Raw genomic sequence first — 14,784 nt, 5'->3', positions numbered from 1 at the left:
GTCCACAATAAGATGGTTCGGCGAGACTTTCCCAAAGGTGAATCCCTAGACGCTGTCAGCCCACAAGCTGTCGCCGAAACTCAAGATCGGCTCAACCGCCTCCCTCGTCGCCAACTCAGATATCGGACGACCGAGGAAGTCTTCGTCGCTGAGCGCGCTCGAGCTCAGCGACGAGCTGCCAAGGTAGTCGTAGCCAGCTAACTCAACTCATCAAAGATAACAGTTCATCTCACGGTGTCGTGCCATGGGGTGGCTAACTTGTTCTTGCAATTTGCGGGTTTAAATCGTTTGGCGAAAATAAATGAAAAAAGGCGTAAAGCCGTTTGCCTCTTCAGTATTGGCAAAACGGCTTTACGCCTTTGTATTTCATGTGCTGATTATCGCTTCAGAGCACAGAAGCTTTTTTCGAGATCACTGGGTTGAAAATGTTTTGTATACCGTGCCGATTTTAGTTCCAGAATTAGGTCGATACAGATTCAATGTCACTCGGTGAGTACCATCATGTACCAGTCTACTCGTATGATCAGATACGACGTCTGTTGTTTGCCAAACATTATTTCCCGAAGAAAATTTTGCCACGTTGACGCCGTCTAGCAATAATTGTCCAATACACCGCTTTGGTAACACGGCGGATATTTTCAGCTTATTTCCCGTAACTCTGTCGACCGTTTCTCCCTCGGCAATTTTTTTACTACCGTACGCGACTTTCACCACTGGCAGTTTAGTCAGGCTGTCAGCTGACGTTGATGTCGTACTTCTTGCATTTTTACAGCCTCCCAAAGTAAGCATTGCAAGTATAAAAACGGTCAATATCGCCGCTACATTTCGACGAGAAATACGCAAATACATTACCCCTTTACGATCTACGGCACAATTGAAATAGGATCTGGCATGTTGCCCATAATAGCTGCTTGAACAATGAAGCTTTCGGCAATAGTGGTGCTATCAACGTGACTTAATTCAAATTTTGTACTTCCTCATCATACCCAGCCGTCGTTGAAGTCATAGACATCAGTGATATTCATGTGTCACAAGCTGAATTTGAGCTATTCGGTGAAAATGAGTAATCAAAAAAGACATAATTGCACCCACCGAAATGTTGGCAGAGTGGCTTTATGGCTATTGTATTGCTTGTGTTGCAACCGTGTAATTCGTAAGCTTGCTCCTTGAAAAATCGTATTCCGTTGGAAATACAAGCTTTCAAAAGAACCTGGCAAGTAAAAAGATGATAACAAATATCACAATCGCAGTTGTGATAAGCTGAGGCGTTAACTTTTTCATGATCTATTGCTCCTAGATTGAGTCTAAAATCAAAGCGTTGGTATATGCCCTATTGATAACCGAATCCAGTAACTTTACCTGAAGATGTGTTTATATCAAACCACATGCCCTTTGTAACGTGCGAAAATCGTGAGCCAATAAAAGCGCCAATAGCGGCTCCGATGGCTTCACCACCTGCAAAGTTTAGAAAACCACCGAGAATCGCCCCACCTGCGGATCCACCGGCCTGAATAGCAGCATTAATCGTTTCACTAGAGAGACCCACATGAACGTAATTCCAGTGGATGCTGAAACTATCTTTACCAGAGCGTTCTTGAATCATTGGTTGAAGAACGCCATCATAAACGGCATATTCAATTCCTGTTGTAGGATCAACAATACCAAAAATGTGTCCTGCTACCAATTGCGCTTTGATATGAGCATTACTAAGCTCGATCGTTGCAACCACGAAATCATATTCTTCTTTTGAAACTTCATCAAGCAAATCGGGAGATAATTCAAATTGAACGGTTTCTTTGTTAAGAGAAACATATTTTCCGACTATTGTTGTATCGAAGTCTGGAGTGGCAAGCTCATTGTTACCAACTGTGGCCGTTACGCTAGTTGGCTGATCTGTGGTTGAAGCAAACGTTGTTGCGGTAGGTGCTAGTGTCCCTGTCAATGTCGCAGCACATAGCAGGGCATAGCTAAGTTTTGCAATTTTCATGTTAAGTCCGCCTTGTATATTAAGTGTTAGCTGTCTGAACATCTGTCGAACATCTAGAGCGGTGGAGAAAAATAAGGGATCATGATTTCCTTAACTTAATTAAATCAAGTTGAGGCAAGCTGTGCAATTTTGAGCAATCTTTCAGAAGCCCTAAATAGGTACAAATTTCGCGCTAAACGATCTGATGCGTTTTTTTGCTTTCATAATTATTTAGTTAATGCCATTTACAATGAGCTTTCATTATGAAAATGTATATGACAGTTCACCGGTGTCTAGTTAGGAACAAATAGTGAAATTTTTTTCGAGTACATCTCGAGAATTAGAAAATTTCACAATGATTTCGAGCACATGTCATAGCTGATGTGAGCCAGCAAAATCTGGTGGTGCACTTAGATCAAGGGGTGCTGGGATCTGACGATAGGTTGGATCAGATCCAGCTTTTCTGTTAAGTTCATGAGAGAAGCTTTTGCAACTGGCGGCAACGCGGTATCCTATTGGCGGAGGCATGCTTATGCAATATCATCCCATTACCAAAGCGGGGGTCCAAGCCTTCGCTGATGAAATCGAAAGTTTAAAAAAACAACGTCCTGCGCGCATCAAGCGCTTGGCTGAAGCGGCTGCGTTAGGCGACCGCTCAGAAAACGCGGAATATTCTGCGGCCAAGCGGGACTTGCGCCAATTGGAAAGCCGCATGCGTTATTTGGACAAGTTGATCCGCTATGCGCAAATCGTGCCGACCCCAACTGGTGACACGGCAGAAATCGGGACGCTGCTAACGATCAGCTTTGGCCCAGACGATGAGGATGTGTATGCATTGGTCGGGCCCAAAGAATCAGGGCAATCCGAAACAAATTTAGCCAGTGATTCACCGTTAGGAGCGGCAGTGTTACATCACAAAGTCGGGGATGTGGTGTCGGTTTCAGCGCCTGCTGGCAATTATCAAGTGACCTTGACGAAAATCGCTGTACCAGACGGCTTGTAACATTTTCGTCTTAATTGTTAATCTGTTATAATAGAGGTTGCTACGCGGCCAAAAACGCCGCACTCGCTCACACAAGGAGATCATCATGGCATTATCGTTGAATGCATGTATTTTATTACTTAAAGAACATCACTTGCTGAAAAGCTCTGCTGTCCAGAATTCTTTGGATACGCAAATGTCTGGCATCAGTTATGATTCGCGCAAAGTGTCTGGGCCTAGTCTTTTCTTTTGCAAAGGCACCCACTTTCGCCCGATCTATTTATCGATGGCCAAAGACAATGGGGCGATCACTTATGTTGCCGAAAAGCCTTATGTAGAAGGCAACGGCATGAATGCTTTGATCGTGGTGAACGTCACCAAAGCCATGGCGATTTTAGCGGCGGCTTTTTACGACTTTCCTCAAGACGACTTGTTCGTGATCGCTTATACCGGTACCAAAGGCAAAACCACCTCGGCATACTTCACCCGTGGCATTTTGGAACAAGCGCACCCTAAGCGCGTGGCGTTATTTTCCACGTTGGATCGCATTGTCGGCCCGAACCCGGATCAAAAATTCAAATCCGACCTCACGACGCCAGAATCACTGGACTTGTTCCATGATATGCGCCAAGCAGTGGATAACGGTATGACGCATTTGGTCATGGAAGTTTCCAGCCAAGCTTATTTGCGCAATCGCGTGTTTGGGTTGACTTATGACGTGGGCTTTTTCTTAAACATCACGCCAGATCATATCGGCCCGAACGAACATCCTAACTTTGCATCCTACTTGCATTCCAAAATGCAACTGATGGTCAACTCCCGCAAAGTGGTGATCAACGCTGAAACTGAGCACTTCGATGAAGTGTATGCTGCCGCGACCACAACCACATATCCAGATTCGATCTACTTGTTTGCGTCTAGCGACTTCAAACCTAAGCGCGATGATCTGCATATCGACTTCCGCTTTGAAAGCCAAACTTTAAGCACCACCAAAAGTCGCTTCACCTTGGTGCCCGTCACAGAAAAAGCTGCCGCATTGAACATTGGCGGCCCATATTCATTAAGCTTGATCGGCGACTTTAACGAATCCAACGCCACTGCGGCTTTGATCGGCGGCGGTTTGGCCGGCGTGGATGGCGCCAAAGCCAACCCTGGTATCTCCAACGTCTCGATCCCAGGACGAATGGAACAATATCCCGTTAAAGATCACGGGTTGGTTTATGTCGATTATGCGCATAACTATGGCAGTATGACCGCGTTGATGCATTTTATCAAAGCGGAATATCATGACCCGAAGATCATCGTCGTCGTCGGGGCCCCTGGGGACAAAGGCGTTTCGCGCCGGCCAGGCTTTGCTAAAGCATTAAGCGAATATGCCCAAGTGGCGTATTTGACCACTGATGACCCTGGCTTTGAAGATCCTGCCGACATTGTCGACGAAATCGATGCTGGCATCGATCATGATAAAGTCACCGTCAACAAAGTTTTGGATCGCAAAACTGCGATCCAAGAAGCGATTTCTGCCAGCAAGCCAGGCGATATCGTGATCGTCGCTGGTAAAGGCGCAGACCAATACCAGAAAGTTCGCGGCATCGACACCCCTTGGCCATCTGATTCCAAAGTCGTGCAAGCCATTGCCGACGCCTCACAAAACTAGGAAGAAGGCTAAACATGCGACGCTTTTTTACCGTGATCGGCGGGATGGGTACCGCCGCCACCGAAAGCTACGTCCGTTTGCTTAATGCGCGCAGCCACGCCAAAAAAGATCAAGATTACTTGGATTATATTTTAGTCAATCATGCTTCCGTGCCTGATCGCACCAGCTACATCCTTGACCACACGCAAGAAAACTTTTATCCCGATTTAAAAGAAGACATCGAACAACAAAGTTTGTTGCATCCTGAATTTATGGTGATGGTATGCAACACGGCGCATTATTTTTATGATGACCTCAACAAACTGACGGATATCCCGCTGATCCACATGCCGCATACCGCCATTCAAACTATGGGCAAGCAGTATCCTCATGAACAGCGTATCGGCTTGATCGCCACTAAAGGCACGTTAGCGGATGGCATTTATGCCAGTGAGATCGAAGCTACTGGTCGGCAAGTTGTGCTTGGCGACCAACAGATCCAAGACATGGTGATGACGTTGATCTATGACAACATCAAGGAACAAAACCGCGTGGATCCGGTGTTGTATCATGAGATCTTAAAGCAAATGCACGACCGCTTTGACGTTAATGTCATTGTGTTGGGTTGTACTGAGTTATCTTTGGCGCAAGAAAAAGCGCCTGATCACCCGTATCAGGTGATCGATGCCCAAAGCATCATTGTCGACAAAACGTTGGCGTTAGGCCGCGCATTTCGCAAAGATGAAGCGCAAGGCCGAGTGCTACTTGACGCACTGATGAAGTAACTGTAAGACTCAGACGATTTGTCTGGGTCTTTTTTGCTGGGCTTGCGGGCCGGGCGTTTGAATTTGAGACTCCGGTTGGCCGCCCCTGCATGGTGAGGGTCCTCGGGAAAGCTAGCCGGGATGTCTCGCTACGCTCGCCACCCGCCGGATCTTTCCCTGCGGCTTTCCGTAGGCGATAAATCGCCAACGGAAATCTCACCATGCAGGGGCGGCCAACCTCCGTCTCAAATTCAAACGCCCTTCGATCCAGTAGGTATCCGGCAAACGGCGTGACGTTGGCATGACTGACACTAGTATGTATGACCTACTAGTGATGAGCTGTTGGGTCGCATCACGGAAGCAAAACAGCTCAATTGCCTGTAAGCGTGCGGTGAAGTAAGCTGCTGGTTTTGGCCGATATTCGCGGCGCCTTGAAATCGGCTACCTGGGTAACTCGGTAGTTTTCTTAGTTATGCTAGCTTGACGGTTCACGTCGAAATGGACCGTCAGCAAGAGGTTAAATAGACAAACCAAGAAAAGTTGTGAGCGGAGGTGAATTGGCATCACGGAGGAAAACTGGCCGATTTCTGAAGCCGGCCGCACGGCAACTTGGCCGGTTTTCCGGAGTGGTGCCAATTCACCGGAGCTCACAGCTTTTCGAACCGGAGGGACGGCGCCATAGCGTTCCATGACCAGCCCGCCGGAGCACTTTTTGCCGCAACCCTCAGATTTTCGGCCTGATGGCCTGCTGGTAGGCACCTATAAGTGCGTTCTTGTATCACCGCTTACATTAGTATAAATTAGATACCGAGGGGGAATCGTGCATGCAACCATTAACTATTGCGTTTATCGGCAACGGCAAAAGCACCAATCGCTATCACTTGCCTTATGTTTTGCAATTACCTGATCAGTTTCAGGTCAAAACCATTTATGCCCGCCACCTGGATTCACCTTGGGCGGCCATCGATGGGGTGCATTACACCACTGATGTGAATGATATTTATGGCGACGCTGACGTTTCATTAGTCGTGATCACGACACCAGCCAGCACCCACTACCAATTGGCCAAAGACGCCTTGAACCATGGCAAAAACGTCTTGTTGGAAAAACCTTTTACTGACACGGTCCAACAAGCGCAAGAGCTGTTCGCGTTGGCCAAAGCCAAAGGGTTGTTTTTGCAATGCTACACCAATCGGCGTTTTGATTCCGACTGGTTGACTGTGCAAAAAGTGATCGATTCTGGCAAACTCGGTGATTTGACTGAACTGGATTCGACGTTTGACTACTTCCGCCCAGAAACGCCGCTGAATTCCACGTATCGCGCGGCGGATAGCTTTTTGTATGGGCATGGCACCCACACCTTGGATCAAGTGGTGGGGCGTTTTGGTCAGCCGGATCGGGTACGCTATGACGTGCGGCAGTTGCTTGGCCCTGGCAAAATGAACGATGACTTCACAGTGGACTTGTATTATGGCAACTTGAAAGTTTGCGTCCAATCCAGCTACTTCCGCATCACGTCGCGGCCGAGTTTTTCGGTGTATGGCACGCGCGGAAGCTTCATTAAGCAAGACACCGACCGGCAAGAATATGACTTGAAGCATTTTTACATGCCAAGCCATGCGGATTTCGGGCTGGATCGGCCAGAAGACTTCGGTGTGTTGACTTATATGGACGCTGATAACCAATACCACCAAGAAAAAGTCCCCACCCTGCGCGGCGATTATGGGCGGGTGTATCAAGGAGTGTATCAAACCATCGTCAATGGTGCGCCTAAAGTCACCCAAGATGATGAGACCTTGCTGGTGATGCAAATGCTTGAAACTGGTGTGAAAGACCTACATTAGGAGGAATTTTGAATGGCACATTTAACCAAATTAACTGATACCTATACGTTATCTAATGGCGTGAAGATCCCGATCGTCGGCTTTGGGACTTGGCAAACGCCAGATGGTGACGTGGCCAAAAGCAGTGTGGAAGCGGCGATCGACGCCGGCTATCGCCATATCGATACGGCGGCGGCTTATGGCAACGAAGAATCTGTTGGCGCTGGGATCAAAGCGTCTGGCATCAAGCGCGACGAGCTGTTTTTGACCACGAAGCTTTGGAACGCTGATCATGGCTATGACAACACGATGAAAGCCATCGATACCAGCTTGACCAAATTAGGCGTCGATTACGTCGATCTGTACTTGATCCACTGGCCAAACCCAGTGAAGTATCGCGATAACTGGCAAAGCGTCAATGCAGAAACTTGGCGCGCGATGGAAGATATCCTCAAAGCCGGCAAAGCTCGCGCCATTGGGGTATCCAACTTCCGCGAACATCATTTGGATGAATTGTACAAAACGGCGACAGTCAAGCCGATGGTCAACCAGATCTTCTTGAACCCATCAGATGCCCAACCTGAATTAGTCGCTTACAACAAAGCTCATGGCATGTTGAATGAAGCTTACAGCCCACTTGGCACGGGTAAGATCTTTGGCATCAAAGAGTTACAAAAAATGGCCAAGCGCTACAACAAGTCTGTGGCGCAGTTGGTATTGCGGTGGTCGTTGCAACATGACTTCTTGCCATTACCAAAGTCAGTGCACGCAGACCGGATCCAACAAAATACTGAATTATTCGACTTTGAATTGTCCCATCATGATATGGAAGTCATCGATGCGCAAGCGGGATTGGCTGGTAGCTATACTGATCCTGATACGGCTAACTTCTAAATATTTGTACCTTGATCAAAAGATCTGGCTGAACGCTTATCACGTTCAGCCGTTTTTGTATGCTTATTGAAAATATTGGGATCAATATTAGCTGAAAGTTCCCCAATAATCCTTCCGAGTTGTTCCGACTGCATTGCCAGTTGGCAGGTAGCCGAAGCCGTTATCGCGAGGCTGTCGGATCCAAACGTAGCCGCCTGAATAGCAAAAGGCATTGTAGTTAACCACTGACCCTTTTGGGAGTACGGCAATTAATGTTGCTGTTGTGCTGGGTCTACTTGAGCGCAACTTGATGCCAGCACTCGTCGTGATCGTGAATTTACCAGATTCAGTGATCCAGTTTATACCACTGTTTGATGCAACAGTTTTTGTGCTAGTGGTTTTAACGGTGGTTGTTGATGTGTTGAGCCCATTTTTCAAATCTTGGGCAAACTGCGCTTGAGAGATACCGATCGAGTTCATGTAGCTAATAGGATCAACATGTGTTGTGCCGCCAAGGTTATGGGATATCCAGTTATGCGTCTTGACGCCAGCGCGATCCTGCGTATCTAGAGTCAACGGAATACCATACTTCAAGCATTGTTCGCGTAGCAAGTTGACATAGTTGCGGTAGGCCGATAACGCGCGGGATCGATCTGAGAATTCGCACAACTCAACTTGGATCGGCGCTAGTGGGTTGGCGATAGCACCGGCGCCCCAAGCGACATACCCTGGGGTTCCGACTTGATAAACGTTCGCATCGTCAACATTGAAATGGACATAAGCATTATTGAAATCATTTTTCATGTTCCGGGAAATGTTGAGGGCAAGGGCATCAGGGGTGGCGGTTGAATGTGCGATCGCGATCTTTCCTGTTGCCAGACGGCTATCGCCTTGGGCAGATGCAAGCGCGTATTGATAATTGATGTTAGTCATAGGCTTTTTCCTCCTTGGGATGATTATTAAGCAATTAACTTGGTTTTCGGCAGCATTTTGAAAAGTCGATTGGCCAATTCGTCTTCATGTACCAAGTGTGCAAACGCAATGATCTTTTCAGGGGTAATGGCTGGATCATCACCGTGAAGCGCCAGCAAAAACAGGTACTCCAAATAGTGATTGAAGGTTGCGGATTTACTAAATTCAGGGTGCCAACGTTGTAACAAATTAGCTACGGAGGATGAAAAGTGACGCTCACCGATATGAAATAAATACATGCCGATATGAACGGTGGTATCGAAGCTTTCCCCCAGATGTTCCGAGTGTTTCATTGCGTTTTCGAGTCCACGTACTACTTGCGGAAATACTTGTTCGAGGTAGGCGGCGTCGCACTTGTTAAGGATGCTACGTAAGATTTTCATTTCTAAGTCATAGAACTCATTGCTTCGGAACAAGTGTTCACGGCCGTTATCGTGTAAAGGTTGACGTTCGTGATGAAAGATGGCTTGTTGAATTTCATGAATGACCCGCATGAGATCAACGCTTGACATGTGCATATTTGCTAGTAACCCGAAGAAAACATAAAGACTTGGGTCGTGGTCACCTTTTTCGATACTGCGAAGTTGTCGCGGAGAAACAACATCTCCTGATACAGCGGGTTGAGTCAGCCCTTTGCCAAGTCGAATTCGTTTAAGCATGTCGCCAATAACAAAGTTGTTCATAAGTGTCGCCTCCTAATTTGATTAGTTAGAGCTGATAATCTTTGGTAATCATATTCCAATTTCCATTGTATATTGAGATTTTTTTATGAAGATTTTTGCGGAAACATGTTTCCGCTTTCTCAAAAAAGGTTTGGCAACACGATATGCTTAGATCGTTCTCAAGGAGGAACACGGAAAGTTGCTCGGTGGATGTGAAGCAAAAGGGAGTGATGAATATGCTTGAACATCTGATGATTCATTTTTTTGGTGAAGCACACGTCCTCGTCAACTTCTATCTGATATGTGTCGGCATCCGGTTACTGCTGATCTTGATCACCAGTAAAGGGGCACTAAAGAAGGAGTTATTGGCGCTGTTCATCAATATTACGATCAGCACCTGTTTGATCATGATGTGCGCCGTAGTAGATGGGCTGCTCCCACACTTAAAGATGCAGTGGGAATGGAGCGTTGCCTTGATCTTTACGATTTTTGTCATCCTGCAAGAGATGATCACGATCGTTTCTAAGGCGAGTCAGTATGTAAATGTTGGCATCTTAAAGGAGGTGTTAGATGGCTTAGTCACAGTCGTTCAGAAAAAACACACTAAGTAAAGGAGGAGCCTCACATGAAGACATCATTAACTAGTCTAGATATTGACGTACTTTTGATCGTGCATCGTGAAATCGAGCAGATTCTCCGGACTGGAAAATCAATCACGATAGCCCGCGCTAATGAGCTTGACCACCTGATCAAAGAGGCGTCAGAAGAGCTCTTGAGTTTGATGGAATGGCAGGATATGCGAAGCTTCGGCTCTCGGCTTGTCTTGAATAGCTTGTTTTGGGAACTTGATCGTACTCAACCTGTGAGCGATATTCAACGCCAGATAGTCAATGCGCTGAGTGCACTAGAGGCGTTGAAACGAATGGATAAGTTAAGTCGTGGCTTGCTGAAATGGCGTCCGAATGTGGTTGACTTTATGGATTATCTTAGTGGAAATCGGCTTGTACTCGTTGACAGTATTAGTATCGAATCATTTTGATGAATCAATTGGAAGAAGGCAAATAACAGGTAATGTCAGAAAAACAAATTAGGAGGAAATTATTATGGCAGACGCAATGGTATTGGAAGTACAACAGTGGTTGAATGCAACTTATGGTAATGTTTCGGGATTTGAAGCTGCTCCGGAAAATGGGTTGACTGGCTGGCCAACCATCTACAGCTTACGGATGGGGTTGCAACATGAAATTGGTATCACTACCCTTGGCGAAGGTTTTGGGGATGCAACCAAGGCAGCATTAAAACCATATGTTGGTTTGTTCAAAGAGAAATATGATAATGCAAAAATTACTCGATTGATTAAGGGGGCATTCTGGTGTAAAGGTATTTCACCAGGCGACTTTACGGATGACTACACGGCTGAATTGACCGCGGCGTTTGAAGAATTACAAACCGATGCTGGAGTTACTGCGAACGGCGTTGTCACGGTTAACTTAATGGCGGCGTTGTTTGATATGAGTGCATTTGTTCTTGTATCTAATGGTAAGGCCAAGGTGCGAGCTATGCAGCAATGGCTGAACTCTGAATATAGTGGTTACACGGGTATCCTACCTTGTGACGGAATTTATCAACGCGATACCAATGTAGCATTGATCTATGCTTTACAGCTTGCATTAAATGTTGCGAACGCAAATGGAAATTTTGGCTCTGGAACTGAAACTGCACTTAAGGGTGTTAGCCTAAGCACCGGGTCAACTGGTGTAATTGTACGGATCGTTGAATACGGTCTTTACTTGAATGGGTTCTACGATGGGGATATTGGAATGACTTATACAGAAGAGGTTGGTGAAGCAGTTGATCTGTTCTGTCTGTTCATGAACTATGATAATGCTTCTCCTGTTGCTGGATATACTGCAATCAAAGGCTTACTAACTAGCAATGGGGATACTAGTCGAAACTCAGATACCTTTGATACCGCGACTCAGTTGCTAGACGCTAGTGTAATCAAGAAACTGTATACCGATGGCGGTTTCAGTATCGTAGGACGTTACTTGACAGGAACTGTGGGTACTGACTATGTTGATAAGAGCTTATCGAAAGCAGAAATTAAGTTGCTTACTGATGCAGGGTTTAGCATCTTTCCGATTTATGAAGATGGTGGGTATGTAGAAGACTACTTTACTGCCGCTCAGGGTAAGAGTGACGCTAAGGCTGCGGCAACGGCAGCGCGTAAGCTTGGTTTTCCGTCTAGTAACGTCATCTATTTCGCCTGTGATGTTGATCTGACGGGAGACGATATTCCTAATACGATCATTCCTTATATCAAGGCAGTTAAGAGCACTTTGAATTCACGGGGATACGAAACGGGTTTATACGGGACTCGCAATGTTTGCTTACAGGCTGAAGCAGATGCTGGTATTTCTTACTTCTTTGTTGCTGATATGTCTTATGGTTGGAGCGGTAATTTAGGCTTTGCAATGCCAAATAACTGGGCATTTGATCAGTTTACCGAATACAATTACTATGTTGATCTGGATCAGGATGCTTCATCTGGACGTGATACTGGGGTAAGTGAGTTTAATACAGCTGAGATATCTAGTTCAGATGATGCCGTGCAAGCTCTCTGGCCAGGGTTTGATCATACTGTTGAAGTGCCATTCACGTTGCTTGATTTGAATTGGTTGAAGATTACTGCTAAGTTGACGAGTGAATATGAGGCGCCTAATGACAGTACAGTGATTACCATTAAGAATGGTAAAGTTGATGAAGTCAGTATGAAAGGATTTCTGGAAAAACTTGGTGTTTCAAGTGATGCTGTCGATAATCTTGTTATTTCAGAGTTCAACAAGCTATCGTTGACGAGTGAAATTGAGGAAGGGAATGTAACGGTGAAATCCTCAACTTCGTCTGATGGATCATATACCTTCGAAATTGCGTGGACTGTCTATGAAGCGTCAACAGGTGTATTGGAGGAAACAATTACTTTCGCTTTAGAACTAGAACTTAATCTTCCGGATTGGACAAATTGGATCGATTTTTCTGGGAAGCTTGCTCGTTATGCGATTATTGCGGCTTTCTTGGCAGGTATTGTTGTGTGCGGTGCATTCGTTGTAGCATCCTTACCTGTTGATATTCCCGCAGCTGCTACTGCGGCTGCAACAGCGGCTTTAACAGCTCTTGCAACAGCGTTGGCGTAAAGAGTTCTTAACACACAAAGAAATCTATATGGTGTAACATTAACCGTATAGATTTTTTAAGGAGTGATGAGATGACACAGGTTCTTGGAACGTTAATTTTATTAATTGGAATAATCTTTTTCTGTATCGCGTTGGTAAGTGTTATTATGTTAATTTTACAAACCCGACGAATCAACAAGTTTCGTGATGAAAAACTAGAAGGAATATCTCAGCAGTTGAAAGATGAAGCACAAGCTTATATCAATCAGCGAATTACAAAAAAGCAATCTCGAAATTTCGCTGTATATGCTCTTGGCTTATTGGGGACGTTCTTGGTTGCTGGATATGTATTTCGAATGTTTGTTACCAGCCATTCTTCAGATGGTGTCATGTGTGCTGTGGTAGCGGTTATTTACTTTCTTATCGCAATCTTCGCAGGAATGTCGCGCAATGTTATTAAAAGTACACAACGCGTTTATATTGAATATCAAAGTCAAGATCATGACGTACCTTTGCCACTAGTTGTGTTGCCAGGTAACTTGTTAGCGCCTTACTTTAAATATAGTACCCGTGTTTCAAGACTTATGATAGTTAGTGGCTTACTGTTTTTGATTGCATCATTCTTAATGAAATGACTAGATTCACTCCAGGAACAAGACGGATGCTTTTCACTCCGAAAATGGGTATTTAATCGGGGGGATATTAATCAGACGATGCTGCAAAGGCATTTGTAACAATTTCAGATTATCTATCGTAGTGGCTGGTGAATGATTTGTCCAAGTTATTTGTAACAGCGACTATTTACGATTAGCCTGTTTACCGTGGAATTTAATCCACACAGCAGAAAAAATTGAAAAACTGGCCTAAACAAGCAGCGCCTCGCAATCTCGATTTTTGAGATTGCGGGGCGCTTTAGTACGGTCGATTATGGGATGCTTAGAATTTGTAGTACCAAATGGGGTAAAAAGATTGCCTACTGGATCTTTTTGCGTTACAGGCGCGTTTTTTCGATCGCTTGGCGAATGTTGGCGAGCACGGCTGTGGAGCCGGCGTCTAGGCTGACGGCGCATAACATAAATAAGGTGTCCATCAACGACATTTGGGCGATCAAGGCGTGCAAGGCTTCAACGCGGTACTGGGTTTCCTCGGCGATGGCAACAAAAAGCACATCGGCCAGCTTGGCGATCGGCGATTTGGCGGCGCCGGTGATCACGATCAGTGGGACTTGATGGTCATGAACCACTTGCGCTAACGCCAGCGCATCGCGGTCGCTACCAGTGTGGGAGATCACCACTGCGCAATCGCCAGGTTTCAAGCGGGTGGCGGCCATCAGTTGCATGTGAAAATCACTGGCATAAGTGGCGTTGATCGGGGTACGCAAGAATTTATGATAACCGTCTAACGCCACCAAGTTACTGGCGCCTAAGCCAAATAACCCGACAGTGCCGGCTTGCGTTAATAAGTCGACAGCTTGCGTAAGCGCTTGTGCATCAAGATTGGCGCAAGTGGCGTTTAACGCATCAACATTAGCCGCAAACACTTTATCGGCCATGGTAAGCAGCGAATCGTCTGGTTGGATCTCTTCAAACAGCTGGTGTTTGGCTTGCGGCTGCGATAAAGCGAGGCGCAAGGCTTGAAAGTTGGCATAGCCAAGATTTTTGGCAAAACGCGATACCGTGGCGGTAGAAACGCCAGCGTTTTGACTTAAAGTCGAAATCGACCAGGTGCTGGCGTCGAGTTGGTGTGCCAGCAAATAATCGCCTAGGGCTTGTTCTTTGGCACTAAGCGCTTGACGGTTGGTTTGGAGTTGTAAGGCGAAATTTTGCATGTCCATATCCTCTGTCGCTAGTATAGCATGGTTTAATGAGAAAAAGATTTACGCAATTATAATTTGAATTCTGTAAATAATTTACATATACTAGAGACAAATAAG

Annotated in this window: 14 protein-coding genes and 1 pseudogene; 10 read left to right on the top strand and 5 right to left on the bottom strand. The window is 45.8% G+C overall.

The features are described from left to right. Positions 1-201: pseudogene (locus ACKTSG_RS06350) on the top strand (IS30 family transposase); the annotation flags it as partial. A gap of 210 nt (positions 202-411) precedes the next feature. Here ACKTSG_RS06350 and ACKTSG_RS06345 read toward each other — a convergent pair. Together ACKTSG_RS06345 and ACKTSG_RS06340 are read right to left on the bottom strand one after the other, a co-directional pair. Further along, positions 412-843, bottom strand: coding sequence for a hypothetical protein (locus tag ACKTSG_RS06345; protein ID WP_407893061.1), 432 nt, complete (start codon positions 841-843; stop codon positions 412-414). Positions 844-1,330: 487 nt separating this feature from the next. Further along, complete coding sequence (locus ACKTSG_RS06340) at positions 1,331-1,987, bottom strand: hypothetical protein (RefSeq protein ID WP_407893059.1); 657 nt, start codon at positions 1,985-1,987, stop codon at positions 1,331-1,333. 505 nt (positions 1,988-2,492) lie between these two features. On the opposite strand from ACKTSG_RS06340, the gene greA reads away from it, so the two are divergent. The 5 genes from greA (at position 2,493) to ACKTSG_RS06315 (ending at position 8,065) form a co-directional block, all read left to right on the top strand. Next, positions 2,493-2,969, top strand: a complete 477-nt coding sequence (gene greA, locus ACKTSG_RS06335; RefSeq protein ID WP_407893057.1) for a transcription elongation factor GreA — start codon at positions 2,493-2,495, stop codon at positions 2,967-2,969. Positions 2,970-3,054: 85 nt separating this feature from the next. Then, on the top strand, positions 3,055-4,605 hold the full coding sequence (locus ACKTSG_RS06330; protein WP_407893055.1) for a UDP-N-acetylmuramoyl-L-alanyl-D-glutamate--2,6-diaminopimelate ligase: 1,551 nt from the start codon (positions 3,055-3,057) through the stop codon (positions 4,603-4,605). Positions 4,606-4,619: 14 nt separating this feature from the next. After that, the gene (locus ACKTSG_RS06325) at positions 4,620-5,369 is read left to right on the top strand and encodes an aspartate/glutamate racemase family protein (RefSeq protein ID WP_407893053.1); all 750 of its coding nucleotides are present in this window, start codon (positions 4,620-4,622) and stop codon (positions 5,367-5,369) included. 803 nt (positions 5,370-6,172) lie between these two features. Next, a complete protein-coding gene (locus tag ACKTSG_RS06320) occupies positions 6,173-7,192 on the top strand; it encodes a Gfo/Idh/MocA family oxidoreductase (RefSeq protein WP_407893051.1) in 1,020 nt (339 codons plus the stop codon). Between the two features lie 12 nt (positions 7,193-7,204). Then, positions 7,205-8,065 carry an aldo/keto reductase gene (locus ACKTSG_RS06315; RefSeq protein WP_407893049.1) on the top strand — a complete coding sequence of 287 codons (861 nt, stop codon included), beginning with the start codon at positions 7,205-7,207 and terminating at the stop codon, positions 8,063-8,065. A gap of 87 nt (positions 8,066-8,152) precedes the next feature. Here the strand turns inward: ACKTSG_RS06315 and ACKTSG_RS06310 are convergent, their stop codons facing one another. Continuing rightward, positions 8,153-8,977: an SH3 domain-containing protein gene (locus ACKTSG_RS06310; RefSeq protein WP_407893047.1), complete on the bottom strand. Its 825-nt coding sequence runs from the start codon at positions 8,975-8,977 to the stop codon at positions 8,153-8,155. 26 nt (positions 8,978-9,003) lie between these two features. After that, positions 9,004-9,699 (bottom strand): helix-turn-helix transcriptional regulator, encoded by a 696-nt coding sequence (locus ACKTSG_RS06305; RefSeq protein ID WP_407893045.1) that lies wholly within the window; start codon positions 9,697-9,699, stop codon positions 9,004-9,006. Between the two features lie 215 nt (positions 9,700-9,914). On the opposite strand from ACKTSG_RS06305, the gene ACKTSG_RS06300 reads away from it, so the two are divergent. The 4 genes from ACKTSG_RS06300 (at position 9,915) to ACKTSG_RS06285 (ending at position 13,486) form a co-directional block, all read left to right on the top strand. Beyond that, a complete protein-coding gene (locus tag ACKTSG_RS06300) occupies positions 9,915-10,289 on the top strand; it encodes a hypothetical protein (protein ID WP_407893043.1) in 375 nt (124 codons plus the stop codon). 14 nt (positions 10,290-10,303) lie between these two features. Beyond that, the gene (locus tag ACKTSG_RS06295) at positions 10,304-10,717 is read left to right on the top strand and encodes a hypothetical protein (protein ID WP_407893041.1); all 414 of its coding nucleotides are present in this window, start codon (positions 10,304-10,306) and stop codon (positions 10,715-10,717) included. Positions 10,718-10,781: 64 nt separating this feature from the next. Continuing rightward, positions 10,782-12,872 carry a glycoside hydrolase domain-containing protein gene (locus tag ACKTSG_RS06290; RefSeq protein WP_407893039.1) on the top strand — a complete coding sequence of 697 codons (2,091 nt, stop codon included), beginning with the start codon at positions 10,782-10,784 and terminating at the stop codon, positions 12,870-12,872. Positions 12,873-12,943: 71 nt separating this feature from the next. Then, positions 12,944-13,486: a hypothetical protein gene (locus ACKTSG_RS06285; protein WP_407893037.1), complete on the top strand. Its 543-nt coding sequence runs from the start codon at positions 12,944-12,946 to the stop codon at positions 13,484-13,486. Between the two features lie 356 nt (positions 13,487-13,842). On the opposite strand, the gene ACKTSG_RS06280 is transcribed toward ACKTSG_RS06285, so the two are convergent. Continuing rightward, complete coding sequence (locus ACKTSG_RS06280; protein ID WP_407893035.1) at positions 13,843-14,679, bottom strand: MurR/RpiR family transcriptional regulator; 837 nt, start codon at positions 14,677-14,679, stop codon at positions 13,843-13,845. Between the last annotated feature and the right edge of the window lie 105 nt (positions 14,680-14,784).

The sequence above is a fragment of the Lacticaseibacillus salsurae genome, from assembly GCF_045862175.1.
GTDB classification, from domain to species: domain Bacteria; phylum Bacillota; class Bacilli; order Lactobacillales; family Lactobacillaceae; genus Lacticaseibacillus; species Lacticaseibacillus salsurae.
The sequence above is the reverse complement of the archived record's forward strand: the minus strand, read 5'-3'. Positions and strand labels throughout refer to the sequence as shown.

Excerpts from the sequence above, each read along its gene's own strand:
- ACKTSG_RS06340 (WP_407893059.1), bottom strand. The coding sequence starts at position 1,987 with ATGAAAATTGCAAAACTTAGCTATGCCCTGCTATGTGCTGCGACATTG.
- greA (WP_407893057.1), top strand. The coding sequence starts at position 2,493 with ATGCTTATGCAATATCATCCCATTACCAAAGCGGGGGTCCAAGCCTTC.
- ACKTSG_RS06330 (WP_407893055.1), top strand. The coding sequence starts at position 3,055 with ATGGCATTATCGTTGAATGCATGTATTTTATTACTTAAAGAACATCAC.
- ACKTSG_RS06325 (WP_407893053.1), top strand. The coding sequence starts at position 4,620 with ATGCGACGCTTTTTTACCGTGATCGGCGGGATGGGTACCGCCGCCACC.
- ACKTSG_RS06320 (WP_407893051.1), top strand. The coding sequence starts at position 6,173 with ATGCAACCATTAACTATTGCGTTTATCGGCAACGGCAAAAGCACCAAT.
- ACKTSG_RS06315 (WP_407893049.1), top strand. The coding sequence starts at position 7,205 with ATGGCACATTTAACCAAATTAACTGATACCTATACGTTATCTAATGGC.
- ACKTSG_RS06310 (WP_407893047.1), bottom strand. The coding sequence starts at position 8,977 with ATGACTAACATCAATTATCAATACGCGCTTGCATCTGCCCAAGGCGAT.
- ACKTSG_RS06305 (WP_407893045.1), bottom strand. The coding sequence starts at position 9,699 with ATGAACAACTTTGTTATTGGCGACATGCTTAAACGAATTCGACTTGGC.
- ACKTSG_RS06300 (WP_407893043.1), top strand. The coding sequence starts at position 9,915 with ATGCTTGAACATCTGATGATTCATTTTTTTGGTGAAGCACACGTCCTC.
- ACKTSG_RS06295 (WP_407893041.1), top strand. The coding sequence starts at position 10,304 with ATGAAGACATCATTAACTAGTCTAGATATTGACGTACTTTTGATCGTG.
- ACKTSG_RS06290 (WP_407893039.1), top strand. The coding sequence starts at position 10,782 with ATGGCAGACGCAATGGTATTGGAAGTACAACAGTGGTTGAATGCAACT.
- ACKTSG_RS06285 (WP_407893037.1), top strand. The coding sequence starts at position 12,944 with ATGACACAGGTTCTTGGAACGTTAATTTTATTAATTGGAATAATCTTT.
- ACKTSG_RS06280 (WP_407893035.1), bottom strand. The coding sequence starts at position 14,679 with ATGCAAAATTTCGCCTTACAACTCCAAACCAACCGTCAAGCGCTTAGT.